Annotated in this window: 22 protein-coding genes; 6 read left to right on the forward strand and 16 right to left on the reverse strand. The window is 70.6% G+C overall.

What is annotated here, in order from left to right; genetic code table 11:
* Positions 1-458: 458 nt before the first annotated feature.
* The 9 genes from tyrS to argC all read right to left on the reverse strand — a co-directional run bounded on the left by tyrS (position 459) and on the right by argC (position 9,853).
* Entirely contained in the window at positions 459-1,733 is a 1,275-nt protein-coding gene (gene tyrS / locus ACYVF3_RS19680) for a tyrosine--tRNA ligase (protein WP_461155693.1), read from the reverse strand.
* Between the two features lie 33 nt (positions 1,734-1,766).
* Positions 1,767-2,390, reverse strand: coding sequence for a DNA-3-methyladenine glycosylase (locus ACYVF3_RS19685; RefSeq protein WP_461155694.1), 624 nt, complete (start codon positions 2,388-2,390; stop codon positions 1,767-1,769).
* A 31-nt stretch (positions 2,391-2,421) separates the two neighbouring features.
* Complete coding sequence (argH, locus tag ACYVF3_RS19690) at positions 2,422-3,774, reverse strand: argininosuccinate lyase (protein ID WP_461156009.1); 1,353 nt, start codon at positions 3,772-3,774, stop codon at positions 2,422-2,424.
* A gap of 203 nt (positions 3,775-3,977) precedes the next feature.
* Positions 3,978-4,481, reverse strand: a complete 504-nt coding sequence (locus tag ACYVF3_RS19695; RefSeq protein WP_461155695.1) for an arginine repressor — start codon at positions 4,479-4,481, stop codon at positions 3,978-3,980.
* On the reverse strand, positions 4,478-5,401 hold the full coding sequence (gene argF, locus ACYVF3_RS19700) for an ornithine carbamoyltransferase (RefSeq protein ID WP_461155696.1): 924 nt from the start codon (positions 5,399-5,401) through the stop codon (positions 4,478-4,480). The genes ACYVF3_RS19695 and argF overlap by 4 nt, the downstream gene beginning before the upstream one ends.
* A gap of 70 nt (positions 5,402-5,471) precedes the next feature.
* A complete protein-coding gene (locus tag ACYVF3_RS19705; RefSeq protein ID WP_461155697.1) occupies positions 5,472-6,659 on the reverse strand; it encodes an acetylornithine transaminase in 1,188 nt (395 codons plus the stop codon).
* Positions 6,660-6,730: 71 nt separating this feature from the next.
* On the reverse strand, positions 6,731-7,639 hold the full coding sequence (argB, locus tag ACYVF3_RS19710) for an acetylglutamate kinase (RefSeq protein ID WP_461155698.1): 909 nt from the start codon (positions 7,637-7,639) through the stop codon (positions 6,731-6,733).
* On the reverse strand, positions 7,636-8,796 hold the full coding sequence (gene argJ / locus ACYVF3_RS19715; protein WP_461155699.1) for a bifunctional glutamate N-acetyltransferase/amino-acid acetyltransferase ArgJ: 1,161 nt from the start codon (positions 8,794-8,796) through the stop codon (positions 7,636-7,638). The genes argB and argJ overlap by 4 nt, the downstream gene beginning before the upstream one ends.
* Positions 8,797-8,824: 28 nt before the next feature.
* On the reverse strand, positions 8,825-9,853 hold the full coding sequence (argC, locus tag ACYVF3_RS19720) for an N-acetyl-gamma-glutamyl-phosphate reductase (protein WP_461155700.1): 1,029 nt from the start codon (positions 9,851-9,853) through the stop codon (positions 8,825-8,827).
* 184 nt (positions 9,854-10,037) lie between these two features.
* On the opposite strand from argC, the gene ACYVF3_RS19725 reads away from it, so the two are divergent.
* The 4 genes from ACYVF3_RS19725 to ACYVF3_RS19740 all read left to right on the forward strand — a co-directional run bounded on the left by ACYVF3_RS19725 (position 10,038) and on the right by ACYVF3_RS19740 (position 13,400).
* A complete protein-coding gene (locus ACYVF3_RS19725; RefSeq protein WP_461155701.1) occupies positions 10,038-11,231 on the forward strand; it encodes a sensor histidine kinase in 1,194 nt (397 codons plus the stop codon).
* Positions 11,228-11,869: a response regulator gene (locus ACYVF3_RS19730; protein ID WP_461155702.1), complete on the forward strand. Its 642-nt coding sequence runs from the start codon at positions 11,228-11,230 to the stop codon at positions 11,867-11,869. Before ACYVF3_RS19725 ends, ACYVF3_RS19730 begins: the two co-directional genes overlap by 4 nt.
* Before the next feature lie 49 nt (positions 11,870-11,918).
* A complete protein-coding gene (locus ACYVF3_RS19735; protein WP_461155703.1) occupies positions 11,919-12,608 on the forward strand; it encodes a DNA alkylation repair protein in 690 nt (229 codons plus the stop codon).
* 195 nt (positions 12,609-12,803) lie between these two features.
* Positions 12,804-13,400, forward strand: a complete 597-nt coding sequence (locus ACYVF3_RS19740; protein ID WP_461155704.1) for a GNAT family N-acetyltransferase — start codon at positions 12,804-12,806, stop codon at positions 13,398-13,400.
* 58 nt (positions 13,401-13,458) lie between these two features.
* Here ACYVF3_RS19740 and pheT read toward each other — a convergent pair whose 3' ends face one another.
* The 6 genes from pheT to infC all read right to left on the reverse strand — a co-directional run bounded on the left by pheT (position 13,459) and on the right by infC (position 19,449).
* Positions 13,459-15,951, reverse strand: a complete 2,493-nt coding sequence (pheT, locus tag ACYVF3_RS19745; protein ID WP_461155705.1) for a phenylalanine--tRNA ligase subunit beta — start codon at positions 15,949-15,951, stop codon at positions 13,459-13,461.
* A 70-nt stretch (positions 15,952-16,021) separates the two neighbouring features.
* Entirely contained in the window at positions 16,022-17,083 is a 1,062-nt protein-coding gene (pheS, locus tag ACYVF3_RS19750) for a phenylalanine--tRNA ligase subunit alpha (RefSeq protein ID WP_461155706.1), read from the reverse strand.
* Between the two features lie 184 nt (positions 17,084-17,267).
* A complete protein-coding gene (locus ACYVF3_RS19755; protein ID WP_461156010.1) occupies positions 17,268-18,107 on the reverse strand; it encodes a TrmH family RNA methyltransferase in 840 nt (279 codons plus the stop codon).
* Positions 18,107-18,475, reverse strand: a complete 369-nt coding sequence (gene rplT, locus ACYVF3_RS19760) for a 50S ribosomal protein L20 (protein WP_093415812.1) — start codon at positions 18,473-18,475, stop codon at positions 18,107-18,109. Before rplT ends, ACYVF3_RS19755 begins: the two co-directional genes overlap by 1 nt.
* Before the next feature lie 116 nt (positions 18,476-18,591).
* Complete coding sequence (gene rpmI / locus ACYVF3_RS19765; RefSeq protein ID WP_093415814.1) at positions 18,592-18,786, reverse strand: 50S ribosomal protein L35; 195 nt, start codon at positions 18,784-18,786, stop codon at positions 18,592-18,594.
* Between the two features lie 87 nt (positions 18,787-18,873).
* Positions 18,874-19,449, reverse strand: coding sequence for a translation initiation factor IF-3 (gene infC, locus ACYVF3_RS19770; RefSeq protein ID WP_186459353.1), 576 nt, complete (start codon positions 19,447-19,449; stop codon positions 18,874-18,876).
* Between the two features lie 251 nt (positions 19,450-19,700).
* Between infC and ACYVF3_RS19775 the strand changes: the two genes are divergently transcribed.
* Complete coding sequence (locus ACYVF3_RS19775) at positions 19,701-20,102, forward strand: DUF1844 domain-containing protein (protein ID WP_461155707.1); 402 nt, start codon at positions 19,701-19,703, stop codon at positions 20,100-20,102.
* Here the strand turns inward: ACYVF3_RS19775 and ACYVF3_RS19780 are convergent.
* Positions 20,096-20,839: an IclR family transcriptional regulator gene (locus tag ACYVF3_RS19780; protein WP_461155708.1), complete on the reverse strand. Its 744-nt coding sequence runs from the start codon at positions 20,837-20,839 to the stop codon at positions 20,096-20,098. The two genes, ACYVF3_RS19775 and ACYVF3_RS19780, sit on opposite strands and share 7 nt — an antisense overlap.
* An 82-nt stretch (positions 20,840-20,921) precedes the next feature.
* On the opposite strand from ACYVF3_RS19780, the gene ACYVF3_RS19785 reads away from it, so the two are divergent.
* The gene (locus tag ACYVF3_RS19785) at positions 20,922-22,253 is read left to right on the forward strand and encodes an amino acid deaminase (RefSeq protein WP_461155709.1); all 1,332 of its coding nucleotides are present in this window, start codon (positions 20,922-20,924) and stop codon (positions 22,251-22,253) included.
* Positions 22,254-22,255 lie beyond the last annotated feature (2 nt).

The following is a 22,255-nucleotide window of genomic DNA, read 5'->3' on the forward strand; positions in this document are numbered from 1 at the left end:
CCACACCATCACCCACAACCCTCAAGGGCCGCGAACTCCGGGGAGTCATTTCCTCGTTCGCTTTTCGCTGTGTTCAGACTAGCAGGCCGTTTTTTCGGTCTCACCGGGGGGGTTAACCCTTTTCCAGTGCCGCCGAATTTCGGCTCGCTATTCCGCCCGGCAGCCTACCAAGCGCTATTTTCAATGAAAGATCAGGGTGGAAAACCGCGTCCGCAGCCCAAGCCAGATCGACTTGATTTCACTTCTTCGATTTCCCGGTCGGGACGCCCACTCTACCATCCGGAGACAGGAGCTTGGTTCGCAACCCCGCATCAGGCCCGGCCCGGTTTCCCGGCCCGTGTCGCGCTGACTCGATATAAGTTACACGGTCAGCTGAGAGGGCTTGAAACCGGGGGGTGCTCAAACCGGGACGGAGCGGTGAACCGCAGGTCAGCGCCCCGTCCCGGGGGCAGCTCGGATCAGCGCGCGACCTTCGCGCCGGCGGTGTTGCGCTTGCCGCGGCGGACGACCAGCCAGCGATCGTGCAGCAGGTCCTCAGCGGAGGGGGTCCAGTCCTCCGAGGCGATCTTGATGTTGTTGACGTACGCACCGCCCTCGTTGATGGTGCGCCGGGCAGCGCCCTTCCCGTTGACCAGTCCGGTCTCGACGAGCAGGTCCACGATCGTCGGACCGTCACCCAGACGCAGCTCCGCGGTCGGGACCGCGGCCATTGCCGCGTCGAGGGTCGGCTCGTCGAGCTCGGCGAGCTCCCCGCGACCGAACAGGGCCTGGCTGGCGGCGATGACCTTGCGGGTCTGCTCATCGCCGTGCACCAGGGTCGTCAGCTCCTCGGCGAGGCGCTTCTGCCCCGCCCGCAGCTGGGGGCGTTCGGCCGTCGTCTTCTCCAGCTCCTCGATCTCCTCGCGGTCGAGGAAGGTGAACAGCCGCAGGTAGTTCGCCACGTCGGCGTCGGCGGCGTTCACGAAGTACTGGTACCAGGCGTAGGGAGAGGTCAGCGTCGGGTCGAGCCACACGTTGCCGCCACCGGTGGACTTGCCGAACTTGCGGCCCTCGGCGTCGGTGACCAGCGGCGTGGTGAGGGCGTGAGCGGTGGCGCCGTCGACCTTGCGGACGTAGTCGACCCCGCCGATGATGTTGCCCCACTGATCGGAGCCGCCGATCTGCAGCTTGGTGCCGTGCTTCCGGTAGAGCTGCAAGTAGTCGTAGGACTGCAGCAGCATGTAGCTGAACTCGGTGTAGGAGATCCCGTCGGTGGCGAGCCGCCGCTTGACCGTCTCCCGGCCGACCATCGTGTTGATCGAGAAGTGCTTGCCGACGTCGCGCAGGAAGTCGAGAGCGGAGACGTCGTCGAACCAGTTCAGGTTGTTCTCGGCGATCGCACCGGTCGGCGAGTCGTCGAAGTCCACGAACTTCTCCAGCTGAACCCCGATCGACCGCAGCCGCTCGGTGATGACCTCCCGGGTCACCAGCGTCCGCTCCCCCACGTCGCGCGGGTCGCCGATCTGCCCGGTGGCGCCTCCGGCCAGCACGATCGGCCGGTGCCCGGCGCGCTGGAACCGGGCGAGCGTCAGCAGCTGCACCAGGTTGCCGGCGTGCAGGCTGGGTGCGGTCGGGTCGAACCCCGCGTAGAGAGTGAGCGGGCCCGCGTCGAGGTCTCGGCGCAGCGCGTCGAGGTCGGTGGATTGCGCGATCAGTCCGCGCCAGGCCAGCTCGTCAAGGATGTGCTCACTCACGGGGTTCAGTTTCGCGCATCACCGCAAGCGGGTTTACGCCCGGGCTCTGATGCGGCGACGTCCGCCACGTCGGTAGGCGCTGACGGCCTCCGACCCGTCGACCCAGGACCGCCACGGCAGGTCCATCGCGGCGGCGACTCCCACGCGGGGACCGCTGCGGATGTCGTCCTCGGCGACCGGTGTGCCGCCCAGGAGGCGGATCGGCGAGTCCGGCGAGGTCAGGTCGACGCCGTTGTGCTCGCGCGTGATCCCCAGCGCTCCGGCCAGCCGCGCGGGTCCGCTGGCCAGCAGGGCGTCCTTGCGGGACGCGGGCCTGCGGCTGCGCGCCAGATCATGCCCGGTGGTGATCTCGCCGGCGCGCAGCAGGACCGCGCCGGGAACGCCGTCGGTCAGGCACACCACGTTGATGCAGAAGTGCATCCCGTAGACGAAGTAGACGTAGAGGTGACCTGCGGGTCCGAACATCACCGAGTTGCGCTCGGTCCGGCCCCGGTAGCAGTGCGACGCGGGATCGTCGGTGCCCCGGTAGGCCTCGACCTCGACGATGCGCGCTCCCACCTCGCCCTCGGGGCTGGTGGACCTCAACTCGCACCCCAACAGCCTGCCCGCGACCCACAGCGGGTCGCGGGCCAGCTCGTCGCGCGTCACCAAGTCCACGCTCAGCACCCTACCGGGCGAGCGGCGTCGATCAATCCGACAACCACGCCCGGTGCTTGTCCGCGGTGGCGACGACCCGCTCGCGCTGCTCAGCGACGCGATCCGGGGCGGTGCCGCCGTGCGAATCCCGGGACTCGATGGAACCCGCGACGGTCAGCACCTCGCGAACCTGCGCGGTCAGCGCTGGGTGGACGGCCGCCAGTTCCTCGTCGGTGAGCTCGTCCAGGCCCGCACCGCGCTTCTCGGCGATGCGCACGCACTCCCCCGACGCCTCGTGCGCGACGCGGAACGGAACTCCCTGGCGCACCAGCCATTCCGCGATGTCGGTGGCGAGGGTGAAACCGGCGGGGGCGAGTTCGGCCATCCGCTCGGTGTGGAAGGTGAGCGTGCCCAGCATCCCGCTCATCGCGGGCAGCAACAGGTCCAGGTGCTCGACGGAGTCGAAGACCGGTTCCTTGTCCTCCTGCAGGTCGCGGTTGTAGGCCAGCGGCAGCGCCTTGAGGGTGCTCAGCAGTCCGGAGAGGTTGCCGATGAACCGGCCGGACTTGCCGCGGGCGAGCTCGGCGACGTCCGGGTTCTTCTTCTGCGGCATGATCGAGCTGCCCGTGGCCCAGGCGTCGTCGAGCGTGATGTAGCCGAACTCGGCGGTGTTCCAGATGATGACCTCTTCGGCGATCCGCGAGAGGTTGATCCCGATCATGGCGAGGAAGAACGCGGCCTCGGCGGCGAAGTCGCGGGAGGCGGTGCCGTCGATGGAGTTGTCGGTCGCCCCGCGGAAGCCCAGGTCGGCCGCGATGGCCTGCGGGTCCAGGCTCAGCGAGGAACCGGCGAGGGCACCGGACCCGTAGGGCGAGTAGGCGGTCCGCGCGTCCCAGTCACGGATGCGCGAGACGTCGCGCAGCAGCGCCTGGCAGTGCGCCAGCAGGTGGTGCCCGAGCAGCACCGGCTGGGCGTGCTGGAGGTGCGTGCGACCGGGCAGCACGGCGTCCGGGTGCGCGGCCGCCTGCGCCACCAGCGCGTCGACGACGTCGAGGACACCGGCGGCGACGCGCCGGCTGGCGTCGCGCAACCACATCCGGAACAGGGTGGCGACCTGGTCGTTGCGGGACCGACCGGCGCGCAGCTTGCCGCCGAGGTCGGCACCGACGCGCTCCAGCAGACCGCGTTCGAGCGCGGTGTGCACGTCCTCGTCGTCGAGGACCGGGGTGAAGGCACCCGATTCGACGTCGGCGGCGAGGGTGTCGAGCCCGGCGAGCATGCCGTCGAGCTCGTCCTCGGTCAGCAGCCCGGCGCGGTGCAGGACGCGGGCGTGAGCGCGCGACCCGGCGATGTCGTAGGGGGCGAGCCGCCAGTCGAAGTGGGTCGACAGGCTCAGCGCGGCCATCGCCTCGGCCGGGCCGGAGGCGAACCGGCCGCCCCAGAGCTTGGTGGACTCACTGCCTTGCTGCGTCACGTTCGGTTCCTCGGTGCTCTCTCGGTCGTTGTCGATGTTCATCAGGTGCGTTGACGTCGTCCGTTCGTGTGGGGGTGGGGGAAGTTTTCATGAGAACTTCCCCCACCCCCACGCGAACGACCACAACAACGGTCCTAGTCCTCATCCTCGGGTTCGAGGCCGCCCGCTGCCATCGCGAGGAAGCGCTCGGCGAGCTCGTGCCCGGTCAGCGGCTCCCGGGCGACGATCATGACCGTGTCGTCGCCCGCGATCGAGCCGACCACCTCGGTCAGCGCCGCGCGGTCGATGGCGCTGGCCAGGAACTGCGCCGCGCCCGGCGGAGTGCGCAGGACCGTGAGGTTGCCCGCGCCGTCGGCGCCGGCGAGCAGCTCGCCGAGCAACCGACTCAGACGCGAGGTTCCGCCCTGGACCCCGCGGACCGGGCTGCCGTCCTCCGGGATGACGTAGACGGCCGCCCCGCCGTCCGGGCCGCGCAGCTTCACGGCGCCGAGCTCGTCGAGGTCCCTGGACAGCGTGGCCTGGGTGACCTCGATGCCCGCGTCGCCGAGCAGCTTGGCGAGCTCGGTCTGGCTGCGGATGTCCATCGAGGACACGAGTTCGACGATGCGCGCCTGCCGCGCGACCCGGGTCGTGCTCATGATCGTCGCACCAGCCAGGCCAGCAGCGCCTTCTGCGCGTGCAGCCGGTTCTCGGCCTCGTCGAACACCGCGCTCGCCGGGCCGTCGATCACCTCGTCGGTGATCTCCAGGCCGCGGTGCGCGGGCAGGCAGTGCAGCACGCTGGTACCGGGCTTGCCGGTGGCCGCCAGCAGGTCGGCGTTGACCTGGTACGGGCGGAACGGGCTGACCCGGTCCTTGCCGTCGTTCTCCTGGCCCATCGAGGTCCACGAGTCGGTGACCAGCACGTCGGCCCCTTCGACGGAGCTCTGCGGCGTGGTGTGCAGCTCGACGGACCCACCGGTCTCGGCTGCGCGCTTGCGAGCCGCCTCCAGCACCCACTCCACCGGGCGGAAGCCCTCCGGAGCGCCGATGCGCACGTGCATGCCCGCGGTCGCACCGCCCACCAGCAACGAGTGGGCCATGTTGTTGGCGCCGTCGCCGAGGTAGGTCAAGGTCAGCCCGGCGAGCCGGCCGTGGCGTTCGCGAACGGTTTGCAGGTCGGCGAGGACCTGGCAGGGGTGGAACTCGTCGGTGAGCGCGTTGATCACCGGGCCGCTCGAAGCCGAGGCCATCGCGTCGATGCGCGCCTGGGCGAAGGTCCGCCACACCACGGCGTCGACGTAGCGGGACAGCACGCGCGAGGTGTCCTCGATGGTCTCCTCGCGGCCGAGCTGCATCATCCGCCCGTCGACCACGATCGGCTGTCCGCCGAGCTGCTGGATGCCGACCTCGAACGAGAGCCGGGTGCGGGTGGAGTTCTTCTCGAAGAGCACCGCGATCGACTTGCCCTTGAGCACGTCGGAGCCGAGCAGATCGGCCTTGAGCTCGTCGGCGAGGTCCAGGACCTCGGCCTGCTCGTCGGGCGTCAGGTCGTCGTCGCGGAGGAAGTGCCGGGACATCAGTTCTCCTTCTCGGGCGGGACACCCGCACCCGGTCGGACGGATGAGCGCGAAGGTGCGGTGTTGCTCATCAGTCCTCCGAAGCAGCGTTGAGCAGTTCGGGGAGGTCGGTGAGCAGTCGCTGCACCTGCTCACCACGCACCACCAGCGGCGGGCACAGCCGGATGGCGTCCGGCTGGATGGGATTGACCAGGTATCCGCGTTCCTGCGCGGCGGCCGCGACCTTGGCGGCGACGGCTTCGGTGAGCCCGATGGCGACCAGCAGTCCGGCCCCGCGGACCTCGCGGACCAGCGGGTGGCCGAGCGCCTGCACACCGCTGACGAGGTCCTTGCCGACCTGTTCGACGTGGTCGAGCAGCCCTTCGGAGGCGATGGTGTCGAGCACCGCCAGAGCCGCCGCACAAACGATCGGGTTGCCGCCGAAGGTGGTGCCGTGCTGACCGGGGTGCAGCAGGTCGGCGGCGCTTCCGATGCCGATGCAAGCGCCGATCGGCAGACCGCCACCGAGGCCCTTCGCCAGGGTGATCACATCGGGCGCGACGCCCTCGCGCTGGAAGGCGAACCACGAGCCGGTGCGGCCGATGCCGGTCTGCACCTCGTCGAGGACCAGCAGCGCACCGTTGCGGGAGGTGATCTCGCGGGCGGCACGCAGGTATCCCTCGGGCGGGACGACGACTCCGTTCTCGCCCTGGATCGGTTCCAGGAACACCGCGGCCGTGTTGTCGTCCACTTCGGACTCCAACGCGGCAACGTCGCCGTAGGGCACGTGCACGACCCCAGCGGGCATCGGGGCGAACGGCTCCTGCTTGGCGGGCTGTCCGGTCAGCGCGAGCGCACCCATGGTGCGGCCGTGGAAGCCGCCCTGGGTGGCGACGATCTTCGAGCGGCCGGTGAGCCGGGCGATCTTGAACGCCGCCTCGTTGGCCTCCGCGCCGGAGTTGCAGAACAGCACGCGGCCCTGGCCGGACGCACCCGCCAGCTCCAGCAACCGCTCGGCCAGCGTCAGCCCGAGCTCGTGCACGTAGAGGTTGGAGACGTGGCCGAGCTTTCCGACCTGCTCGGACACCGCCCGCACGATCGCGGGGTGGGCGTGGCCCAGGGCGTTGACGGCGATCCCGCTGACGAAGTCCAGGTACGACTTGCCGTCGGCGTCGGTCAACTCGGCACCGGAACCGCTGACGAAGGTCAGCTTCGGGGTGCCGTAGTTGTCCATCATGGACGCCTGCCAGCGCTGCATCCCAGTGGCGTTGTCACTCATGCGTCCTCCGTGCTCCTGCGGGACACCCGCACCCGGTCGGCCGGCATGAGCGGGCTGCGCCGGATTCTCACTCATGCGTCCTCCGTCTCATCCGGGAACACCATCGTCCCCACTCCCGCCTTGGTGAAGACCTCCAGCAGCACCGAGTGCGCGAGCCTGCCGTCGATGACGTGGGCGCGGGGGACGCCGCCGCGCACCGCTCGCAGGCAGGCCTCCATCTTCGGCACCATTCCCGAGGCCAGGGTCGGCAGCAGCTCCGCGAGCTGTCCCACCTTCAGCCTGCTGATCAGCGACGACTTGTCGGGCCAGTTGGTGTAGAGGCCCTCGACGTCGGTGAGCACCACGAGCTTCTCCGCGCCGAGCGCGACGGCCAGCGCACCGGCCGCGGTGTCGGCGTTGACGTTGTGCACCACGCCGTCGGCGTCCGGGGCCACGGTGGAGACCACCGGGATGCGGCCGGCGTTGATCAGGTCCAGGACGGCTTCCGGGTTGACCCCGACGACGTCGCCGACCAGGCCGACGTCGACGGCTTCGCCGTCAACGGTCGCGGTGCGACGGGCTGCGGTGAACAGGCGCGCGTCCTCGCCGGACATGCCGACCGCGTAAGGACCGTGCTGGTTGATCAGGCCGACGAGCTCGCGCCCGACCTGGCCGACCAGCACCATCCGCACCACGTCCATCGTGTCCGGCGAGGTCACCCGCAGGCCGCCGCGGAATTCGCCCTCCATGCCGAGCTTGTCGAGCATCGAGGTGATCTGGGGTCCGCCGCCGTGCACCACGACAGGACGCAGGCCCGCGAGCCGCAGGAACACCATGTCCTGCGCGAACGCGGCCTTGAGGTCGTCGTCGATCATGGCGTTGCCGCCGTACTTGATCACCACGGTGGCGCCGTTGAAGCGCTGCAACCACGGGAGCGCTTCGACGAGAACGCTGGCCTTCTCGGCCGCGGTGGCCAGCCGGTCGCTGGTGTCACTGGTCATGAGGAATACGCGCTGTTCTCTTCGACGTAGTCGTGGGACAGGTCGGTGGACAGGATCGTGGCGGCGTGGGCACCGAGGTGCAGGTCGATGACGATCTCGATCTGCCGCCCGGACAGGTCTGCCTCGCTGCGATCGCGAGCGGTGGCCCCGTCGGCGTAGAGCGTGACGCCGTTGGTGGCGATCTCGACCTTGTCCACGTCGATCTCGGCCTGCGCCCGGCCCAGCGCCATGGCGATCCGGCCCCAGTTCGGGTCCGAACCGAACATCGCGGTCTTGACCAGGTTGTCCTCGGCGACGATCCGGCCGATCGCCACCGCGTCGGACTCGGTGACCGCGCCGCGCACGGTGATGTCGATGGTCTTGGTCGCGCCCTCGGCGTCGTCCTGCAGCTGCCGCACGAGGTCGTGGCAGACGCCGGTGAGCAGCTCGGTGAAGCCCTCCTGGGAAGCCTCGACCCCCGAGGCTCCGGAGGCCATCACCAGCACCGTGTCGTTGGTGGAGGTGCCACCGTCGACGTCGAGCCGGTCGAAGGTGACCCCGGTCGCGGACCGCAGCGCCGTCTCCAGGTCTGCGCCGCTGATCACCACGTCGGTGGTGATCACGCTGAGCATCGTGGCCATGTTCGGTGCGAGCATCCCCGCGCCCTTGGCGAAACCGCCGATCGACCAGCCGGTCTCGTGGGAGCGATGGGCCTGCTTGGCCTTGCTGTCGGTGGTGAGCACCGCGGTGGCCGCGTCCAGGCCGGACTGCTCGTCTGCGTCGAGGGCTCCGGCGGCCGAGTCGACACCGGGCAGCAGGGCGTCCATCGGCAGGCGCTCGCCGATCAGCCCGGTCGAGCAGACCGCGACCTCGATCGCCCCGGCGCCGAGGACGTCGGCGACCTTCTCCGCGGTGGCGTGGGTGTCCTGGAATCCGCCCGGGCCGGTGCAGGCGTTGGCGCAGCCGGAGTTCAGCACGATCGCGCGCAGCTTGCGCTCCTGCAGCACCTGCTGAGACCACAGCACCGGCGCGGCCTTGACCTTGTTGGTCGTGAACACGCCGGCCGCGGACTGCTGCGGTCCGTCGTTGACCACGAGTGCGAGGTCGCGCGCGCCCGCTGCCTTGATGCCTGCGGCGACGCCGGCCGCCCGGAAACCGGCGGGACCGGTCACGCTCATGTCTTCTCCTCGGTTCGGGTGGCGGGGCTCACGGCGCGATGCCTGCGGTGGGCAGTCCGGTGGTCTCGGGCAGTCCGAGGGCGAGGTTCATGCACTGCACGGCGCCGCCCGCGGTGCCCTTGGTGAGGTTGTCCTCGGCGCCGACCACGACGAGACGACCGGCGTCGGGATCGACGGTGACCTGCAGGTGGACGGTGTTGGCGCCGAGCGTCGACGAGGTCTGCGGCCACGCGCCCTCGGGCAGGACGTGCACGAACGGTTCGTCGCCGTAGGCGTCGAGGTAGACCTCGCGCGCGGCGGCGATGTCGACACCGCCGCGCAGCGGCGCGGAGCAGGTCGCGAGGATCCCCCTCGCCATCGGGGCCAGCACCGGGGTGAAGGAGACCTTGACCGGCTCCCCCGCCGCAGCGCTGAGGTTCTGGATCATCTCCGGGGTGTGCCGGTGGGCGCCGCCGACGCCGTAGACGCTCGCCGAGCCCATGACCTCGGCGGACAGCAGATGCGGCTTGAGCGCGCGGCCCGCGCCGGAGGTTCCGGTGATCGCGGTGATGACGGCTTCGGGTTCGACGATCCCCGCCGCCAGGGCGGGTACGACGGCCAGCGAGGACACGGTCGGGAAGCACCCGGCCACGGCGATCCGCTTGCTGCCGCGCAGGCGCTCGCGCGCTCCGGGCAGCTCCGGCACGCCGTAGGGCCAGGTGCCGGGGTGGTCGCCGCCGTACCAGCGGGTCCAGTCCTCGGCGTCGTTGAGCCGGTGGTCGGCGCCGCAGTCGACGACCACGACGTCCTCACCGAGCTCAGCGGCGATCGCGGCGGAGTGGCCGTGCGGCAGGGCGAGGAAGACCACGTCGTGGCCGCGCAGCCGCTCGGCGGAGGTCTCAGTGAGTTCGCGGTCGGCCAGCGGCAGCAGGTTGGGGTGGTGCTGACCGAGCGCGCTGCCCGCGTTGCCCCCCGCCGTCAGCGCTCCGATCTCGACCTCGGGATGGGCCAGGAGCAGGCGGAGCAGCTCCCCACCCGCGTATCCGCTGGCACCCGCTACTGCAACCTTCACCGTCATGCGGATGATTATGCACTTCCATGCAAAATCAATCAAACGGCTTCCCGGGCGCGCGCTCAGTCTCCCACGCCGCTCCCCCGCCCCACCTGCGATGGTGCGACGAAAGTCGTGAAGCGCGGATCGAAAGTCGTGAGCCGCGCCGCTAGGAGCTCCGAGACCCCGATCCGGCCATACGATTCGGCCCATGACCGACTTCCGGGCGGAGTGGCCGACAAAGACCCCGAGGTGGTTGCCGTGGACGGCGACCGGGCTGGCGCTGCTGGGCACCGCGCTGGCCTTCGTGGTCCTCGACACCCCGATGCCCGTGCTGGTGCCCGCGGCCCTGCTCGGCCTCGCCGCGCAGCTGATCGCGACGGTTCTGCTCACCCGCATGACCGCGCACCCGCACCTGGGGCTGCTGCTGGTGGTCGTGGTCACCGCGATGCTGCAGCTGACCGATTCCCCCTGGCAGGACCTCACGGCGTCGCAGGCGGTCCTGTGGATCCCGTTCGTGCTGTCGTGGGCGCCGGTGCAGGTGCTGGAGATCGCCCGCACCCCGCGTCAGATCCACGTCAGCGCGGCGATCCTGCTCAGCTACTGGGCGACGGTCAGCGGGGTCGCCGCGCTGTCGGGACAGCCGGTCATCGGGACGCTCATCAACGCCGCCGCCCCGACGCTGGGCGGCGTCACGGTGCTGTTCGCCCGGCGGCTCGCCCAAGCCCGCCGGGACCGGGTCGCGGCCGTGGAGCGGGAGCGCGCCGCCGAGATGCGCGAGGCCCGCGAGCAGGAGCGGCAACTGCTCGCCGCCGAGGTCCACGACACGCTCGGGCACGTCCTCACCCTGCTCGTCCTGCACGCCAACGCGCTGGGCGTCACGACCACCGACCCGGAGGTCAAGCGCGCGGCCGAGCAGATGAGCGGGCTGGGCAGCAACGGACTGATCGAACTCCGGCAGCTGCTGGAACTGCTCGGCAGCTCCGATCACGCACCGCCGCCGACGGTCGACGAGCTCGTCGACCAGGCCGCCGCAGCCGGCCAGACCGTCCGGCTGGACAGCGACGGGGGCGCGCTGCCGCCCACCGCGGAGCGCACGGTCCGGCAGGTCGTGCGCGAAGGGCTGACCAACGCCCGCAAGCACTCCCCCGACGCCGAGGTGCTGGTGCGGATCTCCTCCGAGAACCCCGTGGAGGTGCTGGTCTCCAACGGGCCCAGCGCGCGAACGCCCTCGACCGGAGGCGGTTTCGGGCTGCAAGGGCTCCAGCGCCGAATCGCGTTGCTGGGCGGGGAATGCACGCACGCGCCCACCGACGACGGCGGCTACGCTCTGCGAACGACCCTGCCCGCAGGCGGCATCCAGGAGGAGCGGACCGGCCAGTGGACCGAGATGAGCGAGCGTTGAGCGAGCCCGTGCGCGTCGTGGTCGTCGACGACGAGCCGATGGTCTGCGAGTTCCTGCGGGTCATCCTCACCACCTCCGGCCAGGTCACCGTCGACGCGGTCGCGCACGACGGCGCGCAGGGCCTGGCGGCCACCCAGCAGCACCGGCCCGATCTGGTGCTGATGGACCTGCGCATGCCGCACGTCGACGGGATCACCGCGACCGCGCGGATCCGAGCGCTGCCCGATCCACCGGTCGTCGTGGCGATGACGACCCTGGACACCGACCAGCACGTGCGCGATGCGCTGGACGCGGGAGCGTCGGGCTTCCTGCTCAAGACGACGCCGCCGAACCAGCTGGTCCCGCTTGTCGTGGCCGCCGCGACCGGGGCTTCAGTGCTGTCCGAGCAGGCGCTCCAGCGGTTGCGGGACCAGCGCCCCGCACAGCCGGAGCGCGTCCCGGACGCGGAGATCCAGGCGCTGCCCGAGCGCGAGCGCCAGGTGCTCGCGCTGGTCGCCGAGGGCCTGTCCAACGCCGACATCGCCGCGCGCCTCTACCTCAGCGAGGGCACGGTCAAGGGCCACGTCTCGCGCCTCATGACCGCTCTCGGCTGCGAGAACCGGACCCAGCTCGCGCTCAGGGCCGTCCGCCCCAGCTGATCCGGCGTCGGGCAGCGCGCTGTCGGAGACCGGTGGCAGCATCTTCGGGGTGAGCGAGGTACCCGGGTTCCGAGCGGAGGCGATGCGGCTGCTCGACGAGCAGGCCGTGACAGCGGACGCGCCCGCGATGCAGCGGTACATGAAGTCGGAGATGCCCTTCATCGGCGTCCGCAAACCGCCGCTCGTCCGGATCGTCGACGAGCTGTGCAGGCGCTTCGCGTTCGCCGAGCCCGACGACCTGATCGACACCACCCGCGCCGTGTGGCGCAACGCCACCTACCGGGAGGAGCGGTACGTCGCGTTGTCGGTGACCGGGCACCGGACGCAGCGCGCCTTCCAGGATCCGGGGATGCTCGCGCTCTACGAGGAGTTCGTGGTCACCGGCGCCTGGTGGGACCTGGTCGACGAAACGGCGAGCAACCGCATCGGCCCGCTGCTGCTGAGCCATCCCGGCCAGGTGCGCCCGATGCTGCTGCGCTGGTCGACCGACGAGGACCGCTGGCGCAGGCGGACGGCGATCATCGCTCAGCTGCGGGCCAAGGACCGCACGGACGTCGAGCTCCTGCGCCGGAGCATCGAGGCCAATCTCACCGATCAGGACTTCTTCCTCCGCAAGGCGATCGGCTGGGCGCTGCGCGAGCACGCGAAGACCGATCCCGGGTGGGTTCGCGAGTTCGCCGAGAACCACGCCCTGTCACCACTTTCCCGGCGCGAAGCGCTGCGCAACATCGACCGCTGACCACCGGACTTCACGGTCGTCGACCACCCGGTCCGGCCGCTGTCGGCGAAATCACCCCATGCGGACGCACTTCGTGCTCCCGCGCTGACGCTCGGTCACTGGCCGGTCGTCCAGGTTTCACAGCGCTTGCACGACGTCACAAGACGTGGACCCCCCTGTGGATTCGGCCGGTCCAGGAGGGCATCATCGGGATCGATGACGATGATCCCGCCGCACCCGAACCTGGGGGCCCGCAACGGCCCGGCGCCGATCACGACGTCGTCCTGGGTCGGGCGGCAGGTGCTGTTACGCCGCGTCGCCGCCGCCGACAGGCGCATCCTGGCCGGATTCGACCAGGACCCGACCCGCGCTCCGTACGTGCAGACCGACGGCTACCGGCACTGGGCCGCGCACCGCGCGAACCACCCGGATTCGCCCGACGACTTCCAGTTGGCCATCGAAACCCGCCGGGACCAGGTCCTCGTCGGGTCGATGTGCACCAGTCAAGCCGACGAACCGGGCGTTTTCAGCTACGGCGTCGGCATCGGCCCGATGCACCGCCGCCACGGCTACGCCGACGACGCGATCATCACGCTGCTCGCCGTCATGTTCTGCCGCCGCAAGTTCCGCAAGTGCCAGGTCGGCATCTACCAGGAGAACGTCGCCTCGCTCGCGCTGCACGCCAAGCTCGGCTTCCGCGAGGAGGGCCGCACCAGCGAACCCGACTCGCTGTCCGACGGGATGCTGCACCTGGTCATCATGGGCCTCACCGCCGCGGACTTCACCGCCCAGCACCTCCCCCGCAGCAACTGAACGCGAAAGAACGGCCCCGCCCGGCGGATTCCCGGGCGGGGCCGTTCTCGTCGGCGTGTCAGGCGCGGAGGGTGGCTCCGAGGCCGTTCGCGGCGGAGGCGACCGCGGCGTCGCGGGCCTCGGTGGCCTCCTCCTGCTTGAGGGTGCGGTCGGGGGCGCGGAAGCGCAGGGCCAGTGCCAGCGACTTCTTGCCCTCGTCGAGCTGCTCACCCGCGTAGACGTCGAAGAGCCTGACGTCCTCCAGCAGTTCGCCGCCGCCGGTCCGGACCGCTTCGACGACGTCGGAGGCGGAGACCGACTCGTCGACGACGAGCGCGACGTCCATCAGCACCGGCGGGTAGGCCGAGATGTCCGGGGCCGTGCGGCGCTCGACCAGCGGCAGCGCGTCGAGGTTGAGCTCCATGGCGCTGGTCCGCTTCGGCAGGCCCAGCGACTCCACGACCTTCGGGTGCAGCTCACCGGCGTGGCCGACCACCACGTCGCCGACCAGCAGCTCGGCGCAGCGGCCGGGGTGCCACGGGGCGTGCTCGGTGTTGCGGACCGCGAGCTCGACACCGGCGGCCGAGGCCACCACGCGAGCCGCCTCGACCGCGTCCGCCCAACCGGCGGCACGGCCCTTGCCCCACCAGCCGGCCTGCTCGCGCTGCCCGGCCAGCACCGTCGCGACCTGCGTGGGCTGCGCGGGAAGCGCCGCCAGCAGCGCGCTGATCTGCTCATCGGTCGGGCGCGAGTCGACGCCGACCTCCGGCACCGCCGGCTGGTCCGCGGCGGGCTGGCTGACCTGGCCGATGTGGAACAGCGCGACGTCGCGGTGACCGCGGGAGACGTTGCGCTGCAAGGTGTCCAGCAGGCCCGTCAGCAACGTCGTGGTCAGCTGCGACTTGTCGCTCTCCAGCGCGTTGAGCACGGACATCGTGCGCCGGCGCTCGTCGTCGGCGGCGAGCCCGAAGGCGTCCAGCGTCTCCTCGCCGGTGAACGGAAAGGGCAGCACCTCGACGTAACCGACGCCGGCCAGGGCGCGCGACACCGCGCGCTTGCGGCGCTGCGCCGCCGTCAGGCCGCGCCCGGGTGGCGCGGCGGGCAGCTCCGACGGGATCGTGTGATACCCCTCCAGCCGCAGCACCTCCTCCACCAGGGCGAACGGCTGCGTCAGGTCCGGGCGCCAGGACGGCGGCGTCGCGGTGATCAGCCCCACGCCGTCGTCGGAGGTGCTCAGGTCGATCTTGCAGCCGATCTGGGTCAGGCGTCGCGCCGTGACACCGCGCTCGTAGAGGACACCGGCGACCTTGTCCGGCAGCGCCAGCGGCATCGTCACCGCCGCCGGGGTCGTCGGCTCGCCCACGTCGGTGCGGCCCGGCGCGATCGTGCCGTCGCCGTAGCGGACCAGCAGCTGCGCGGCCAACTCGGCGGCGACCGGCGCCACGGCCGGGTCGACCGTGCGCTCGAAGCGCTTGCCCGCCTCGCTCGGGAGCTTGTGCCTGCGGATCGTGCGGGCGATGTTCGCCGGATCCCAGTTCGCGGCCTCGATCAGCACGTCGTGCGTGCCGTCGCCGATCTCGGTGCTCTCGCCGCCCATGACACCGGCCAGCGACACCACGCCGGAGTCGTCGGCGATCACGATGTCGTCGGCGTCGAGCTCGCGGACCTGACCGTCCAGCGTGGTCAGCTTCTCGCCGCTCTCGGCGTGGCGGACCACCAGGTCACCGGCCACCTTCGTCGCGTCGAAGGCGTGCAGCGGCTGGCCGAGCTCCAGCATCACGTAGTTGGTGACGTCCACCGACAGCGAGATCGAGCGGATGCCCGCCAGGCCCAGGCGTCGACGGATCCACCACGGGCTCGGCGCCGTCGGGTCCACGCCGGTGACCCGGCGCAGCACGAACCGCGAGCACGCCTGCGCATCGCGCAGCTCCACGCCGCGCGAGGGCTTGTCGTCCTCGGGCACCGGGCGCGTGCCCGGGTCGCCGAACGGCACGTCGAGCGCGTTGGACAGCTCGCGGGCGAGACCGCGCACCGAGAAGCAGTAGCCGCGGTCGGGCGTGATGGCCAGCTCGATGATCGAGTCGTCGAGGCCGACGAGCTCCACCGCGTCGTCACCGGGGTCGGCCGAACCGGGCGGCAGCACCAGGATGCCGTCGTGGTCCTCGCCGAGACCCAGCTCCTTGGCCGAGCAGATCATGCCCTCGCTGAGCTTCCCGTAGGTCTTGCGCGAGCTGATCTCGAAGTCACCGGGCAGCACCGTGCCGGGAAGCGCGACGACGACCAGGTCGCCCTCGGAGAAGTTGCGGGCACCGCAGATGATGTTCTGCAGCTTCTGCTCGCCCTCTTCGGAGGCGCCGATCTCGACCTTGCAGTACCGGATCGGCTTCTTGAACTCGGTGAGTTCTTCGATCTCGGCGACGCGACCGGCCACGAGCGGGCCGCGCACCTGCGTCAGGTGCTCGACCTCCTCGACCTCCAACCCGATCCGGATGAACGCCTCTGCCAGCGTCTCCGCAGTCGTCTCCTCGGGCAGCTCGAGGTGCTCGGCCAGCCAGGAAACCGGAATCCGCACTTGGTCAGGCCCTTCTCTCGTTCAGGTGGTTGATGTCGGGGACGGTCGCAGGTCGACCGCGGCGCACTGTCTAGATGCCGAACGGCCGGGTGAAGCGGACATCGCCTTCGACCATGTCGCGCATGTCCGGGATGCCGTTGCGGAACATCAGGGTCCGCTCGATCCCCATGCCGAAGGCGAAACCCGTGTAGACCTCGGGGTCGACACCGCTGGCGCGCAGCACGTTGGGGTTGACCATGCCGCAGCCACCCCACTCGACCCAGCCGGCGCCGCCCTTCTTCTCCGGGAACCAGATGTCCATCTCGGCCGACGGCTCGGTGAAGGGGAAGTACGACGGCCGCAACCGGGTCGTGGACTCCGGGCCGAACATGGAGCGCGCGAAGGCGTCCAGGGTGCCCTTCAGGTGGGCCATGGTCAGGCCCTTGTCCACCGCCAGGCCCTCGACCTGGTGGAACACCGGGGTGTGGGTGGCGTCGAGTTCGTCGGTGCGGAACGTGCGCCCGGGGCAGACCACGTACACCGGCAGGTCGCGGTTGAGCAGCGCCCGGACCTGCGACGGCGAGGTGTGCGTGCGCAGCACCAGGCCGGAGTCCTCGGGAGCCACGTAGAAGGTGTCCTGCATGGTCCGCGCCGGGTGGTCCTTGCCGAAGTTCAACGCGTCGAAGTTGAACCACTCGGCCTCCAGCTCGGGGCCTTCGGCGACCTCCCAGCCCATGGCCACGAAGGTGTCCTCGATCTGCTCGGCGAGCTGCGTGATCGGGTGCCGGGCACCGGTGGGAACGCGGTCCCAGGGCAGCGTGACGTCGACGGATTCCTCGCGCAGCACGCGCTCGTCCCGCTCGGCCTGCAACGCGGCGAGGCGCTCGTCGAACGCGCCCTGGATGCCCTCGCGGGCCTGGTTGACGCGCTTGCCCGCTTCGGAGCGGGCCTTGGGCGGCAGCGCCCCGATCTCGCGGCGAGCGGTCAGCAGCGGCGAGCGATCACCGAGGTGGGCAGGCTTGACCGACGCCAGCTCGTCCAGATCGCCTGCGGCGGCGAAGGCCTTCTTGGCCTCCTCGACCGCGGCGTCCAGCGTCTCCGGCGACAGCGCGGCGACCTCTTTCGGGTCGTACGAGTCGTTGGCTCCAGACATCGTTAGTGCGTGACTCCCGTTGATCCCACAGGCATCATCGCCCAGCTCCCTGTTCCGCCAGGTGGCCGGGCTCGCGAACCTGCTGAGGTTGCATACGACTCTTCGGTGCGAAGCCGCAAGCTGACGTGGGCAATTCTATGCGACGGCGTCCACGGCGTTTCGCGGTGATCCGTCCCGCCCGAGCTCAGCGGTGCTGCGCACGCGCCGAAGCGTAGAGGCACACGGCGGCGGCCGTGGCCAGGTTGAGGCTCTCCGCCTGACCGTAGAGCGGCACTCGCAGCGTCGTGTCCAGCTGCGCCTTGACCTCGTCGGACAGGCCGTGCGCCTCGCTGCCGAACACCCACGCGGTCGGCTCGGCGAGCTCGCCGGCCCGGTCCGCGGTGTCGAGGTCGCCGGTGGCGTAGCCGTCGGCACCGACCAGACGCAGCCCGGCGTCCCGGCAGGCGGTGAGCACCGCGCTGACGTCGCGGCCCCGGGCCACCGGCAGGTGGAACAGGCTGCCCGTCGAGGCTCTGACGGCCTTGCCGTTGTAGGCGTCGACGGCGTCGCCGGCGAACAGCACGGCACCGGCTCCGGCCGCGTCCGACACGCGCACCACCGTTCCGGCGTTGCCCGGGTCGGCGATGTCCACGAGCACCGCGACCAGCTTCGGCCGCTGCGCCAGCGCGGTCACCGGTTCGGTGCGCGGCAGGTCGCAGACCGCGACCACGCCCTGCGGGGTGACCGTCTCCGACAGCGATGCCGCCGCCTTGTCGGTCACCTCGTGCACCGGCACTCCGGCCAGGACCGCCCGTTCGGCGAGCTCGGCGTGCCGCGGCTGCTCGGTGACGAACAGGTCGCGCACCCGCAGCCGGTCGTCGGCGTGCGCCGTCAGCGCCTCGCCCACGGCCTGCGAGCCCTCGGCGAGGAACGCGCCCGCCTTCTCCCGGCCTGCGCGGCGGGTGAGCTTACGAGCGACCGCGACCCGGGACGATCGCTCGGTGAGCGCGGTCCCGGGTCGCGGATCGGAAGTGCTTTCGGCGATCAGGCCGCACTCTCCGGCAGGTTCTTGCGCGCCACGTCGACCAGCGCCTCGAAGGCCTGCGGGTCGTTGACGGCGAGCTCCGCCAGGATCTTGCGGTCGACCTCGACCTCGGCGGCCTTCAGGCCCTGCACGAACTTGTTGTAGCTGAGGCCGTGCTGCCGGGTCGCCGCGTTGATGCGGGTGATCCACAGCTTCCGGAACTCGCCCTTGCGGGCGCGGCGGTCCCGGTAGGAGTAGGTCATCGAGTGGAGCATCTGCTCCTTGGCCTTGCGGTACAGCCGAGAGCGCTGACCGCGGTAACCACGGGCCGACTCGAGAACTGTGCGGCGCTTCTTCTGGGCGTTGACCGCCCGCTTGACGCGTGCCACGGGGTCCGTCCTGTTATCTCATCGGGGGCGGCGGATTGACCGCCCAATGCGGGTGGCTGGAGGGTTCGTGATGCCGGACGACTGCTCCCCTGCGGGGTGCAGCGGGGACTTCGGCGTCAGCGACCCAGCAGCTTGTTGATGCGCTTGACGTCGGCCTTGGCGACCGCTTCCGTGCCTTCGAGGCGACGGGTGACACGGCTGGACTTCTTCTCCAGGATGTGCCGGCGACCGGCCTGCTCGCGCCGCAGCTTGCCCGAACCAGTCACCTTGAAGCGCTTCGAGGTGCCCTTGTGGGTCTTGTTCTTCGGCATCTTCCGTCCTCGTTTCGTACGGGAGCCGGGAGGGGGCGCACGGCGTCCCGACCCGGCCTCACATGACGAGCCCTGGCGGCTGCGTGGTTACGCGTTGGCCTTGGGCTTGGTCTTGTTGGTCTTGTGCGGCGCTAGAACCATGATCATATTCCGACCGTCCTGCTTCGGGTTCGCCTCGATGAACCCGAGCTCGGCGACGTCGTCGGCGAGTCGCTGCAACAGGCGGAAGCCCAGCTCTGGCCGCGACTGCTCACGACCGCGGAACATGATCGTCACCTTGACCTTGTGACCCTGACCGAGGAAGCGGGACACGTGGCCCTTCTTCGTCTCGTAGTCGTGCGGGTCGATCTTCGGCCGGAGCTTCTGCTCCTTGATGACGGTCTGCTGCTGGTTGCGACGCGATTCGCGAGCCTTCTGCGCGCTCTCGTACTTGAACTTGCCGTAGTCCATGAGCTTGCAGACCGGCGGGCGCGCCTGCGGGGCGACCTCGACAAGGTCCAGATCCGCTTCCTGGGCCAGGCGCAGGGCGTCCTCGATGCGGACGATCCCGACCTGCTCACCGTTGGGTCCGACCAGGCGGACTTCCGGAACCCGGATGCGGTCATTGATGCGCGTCTCGGAGCTGATGGGGCCTCCTCGGTTCGATGGCTGTGTGTACTGCACACCACGGCGTGTAGAGCTCACCCCGGAATGCAAAGGTCCCGTCGGCTTCCGCATTGCGCGGACACCGCGGGACCCTGACTCCAAACCGATCGAACCGGTATCAGCCGATACCGTTCGCACCACCGACGCCGCACAGCGACATCGACAGGACCGGAACCCGGCGGCCTCGACGGCTGCTCGGGTGGGAGCGGGGCTCCACTTTGCCGCCCCCGCCGCAGCGGGGGCTGGTCGTGCGTGTCAGGGTAGCAGGCGTGACCGAACCGCAGCCAACCACTCCCCCGAACGCCACGACCGGTGCCGGTGAACCGGCACACGACGCGGATGTCGACCTCAACGTACGCGACCTCTCCGATGTTCCCAGCGTCGAGGTGATCAGCCGCGCTGCGGTGATGCTCATGTCCGCGGCGGCGGAGAAGCTCGGGCTCGCCGACGAGGACCCCGACTCCGCCCCGGTGCGCGACCTCGACGAGGCCCGCCGCCTGATCACCGGCCTGGCCGGTCTGATCACCGCGTCGGTGGAGTACCTCGGACCGCACGCCGGTCCGCTGCGCGAGGGCCTGCAGTCCCTGCAGCGCGCCTTCCGCGAGTCCTCCACCCACCCGGACGCCCCGGGTCAGGGGCCGGGCGAGAAGTACACCGGCCCCGTCTACTGACGGTTCCCCAGCTCCCGGGAGATCTCCGCCGCCGTGCTGCGGAGATCTCCCAACCAGCCGAGCAGGTCCTCCCACGGGAGCAGGACCTTCGGCACCGAGAGAGACATCGCGGCGACCGCCTCCCCCCGGTGGTTGCGGACCGGAGCCGCGATGCAGTGCGTGAACTCCTCGTGCTCGCTGCGGTCGGTGGAGTAGCCCTGCGCGCGCACGCGTTCGAGCTCCGCCAGGTAGCGCGCGGACGAGTCGATCGTGCTCGGCGTGAGCTTCGGGTAGGTGATCCGCTGCGCGAGGCGTTCCCGCCGCTGCTGCGGCATGTCGGCGACCAGGACCTTGCCGACGGCCGTGCAGTGCAGCGGCGCGCGGCGACCGATGCGCGAGTACATCCGGACCGGGTGCACGCTGTCGACCTTGTCGACGTAGACGACCTGGTCGTCGTCGAGGGTCGCCAGGTGAACGGTGTGCCCGCTGCGCTCCCCCAGCGCCGTCAGGAACGGCCGGGCGACGTCGCGCGCGTCGAGATCGTCGAGCGCCTGGTGCGCCAGTGCGAACACCGCGCTCCCCAAGCGGTACCGGTGCACGTCCTCGCGGCGGACGAAGCGGCCGGTCTCCAGCGTGCGCAGCAGGCGCATCGCCGTCGTCTTGTGGACGCCGAGCCGCTGAGCGAGGCCGTCGAGGGTCTGCGGCCCTTCCGCCAGCGCGGTGAGCGCGGCCAGTCCGCGTTCCAGGCTCTGACTCACCGGCGTCTCCGTTCCTCGTTGACTCGACGAAGCGGGCAATGCTACACACCGGAGTCGTTCGTTGCGCAACATTCGTTGCAACATGTGCAATAGGAGGCTGTCCGTGCCCGGAGCAGGGATCAACACCGAGGCGGTCCGCGCGCTGCGCGACGAGACCATCGACTGGCGGTTCAAGGGGATGCCGGCGAGCGCGTCCGGCAAGACCGTCGGCGAGTTCCTGACCGGTCGGCCGACGCTGCGGGAGGCCGGGTTCACCGGCCCGCTGCTGACCCTCGACGACGCGGCGATGGAGCACAACCTGCGCACCATGGCCGCCTGGTGCGACGAGCACGGGCTGAAGATCGCGCCCCACGGCAAGACGACGATGGCTCCGCGCCTCTTCGAGCGGCAGCTGGAGCACGGCGCGTGGGGCATCACGGCCGCCAACATCGGGCAGCTGCGGGTGTACCGGGCCTTCGGCGTGCAGCGGATCCTGTTCGCCAACGAGCTCGTCGACCCGCACGGCCTGGACTGGCTGTCCGGCGAGCTCGACTCCGACCCGGACTTCTCCTTCTGCTGCTACGCGGATTCGCTGCGCGGGGTCGAGCTGATGGCCTCGGCGCTCGCCGCGCGCGGCGGGACCAGGCCGGTGGACGTGCTGGTGGAGTTCGGCGTCCCCGGAGGGCGGACCGGTGCGCGCACGGTGTCCCAAGCCCGCGCGGTCGCCGCGGCGGTGGCCGCGGAGCCCCGGCTCCGCCTGGTCGGGGTGTCCGGCTACGAGGGCGAGGTCGCGCACGACGTCGAGAAGTCCTCGCTGTCGGCGATCGACGACTACCTGAACGAATTCCGGGGCCTGGTGGCGGAATTCGCCGAATCGGGCTACTTCGACGGGCTCGACGAGGTGATCGTCAGCGCGGGCGGCAGCGCCTACTTCGACCAGGTCGCCGAAGCGCTGACCCGGCCGTGGCCCGAGGGCCTCCCGGTGGTGCCGGTGCTGCGCAGCGGCGGTTACCTGCTGCACGACGACGGGTTCTACCGGGTGCGCTCACCGTTCGGCAGGGAGCACCGGCTCGCCGGCGCGGAATCGCCGTTCCGGCCCGCGATGCGGGTCTGGGCCCAGGTGGTGTCGCAGCCGGAGGCGGGTCTGGCGCTGCTGACGATGGGACGCCGGGACGTCTCGTTCGACCAGGGACTGCCGGAGCCTCAGGTCGTCCGACGCGCGAGCGGTGATCTCCTGGAACTCCCGGAAGGCGCCTGCGACCTGTCGGGGCTGGCCGACCAGCACGCGTTCCTCAAGTTCGCCGACACCGAGGTTCGCGTCGGCGACTGGGTCGGCTTCGGCCTCTCGCACCCCTGCACGGTGCTGGACAAGTGGACTCTGATCCCGGTCGTCGACGGCGACGAGGTCACCGACCTGGTGCGCACCTTCTTCTGAGG

This window comes from Saccharopolyspora tripterygii (assembly GCF_054778355.1).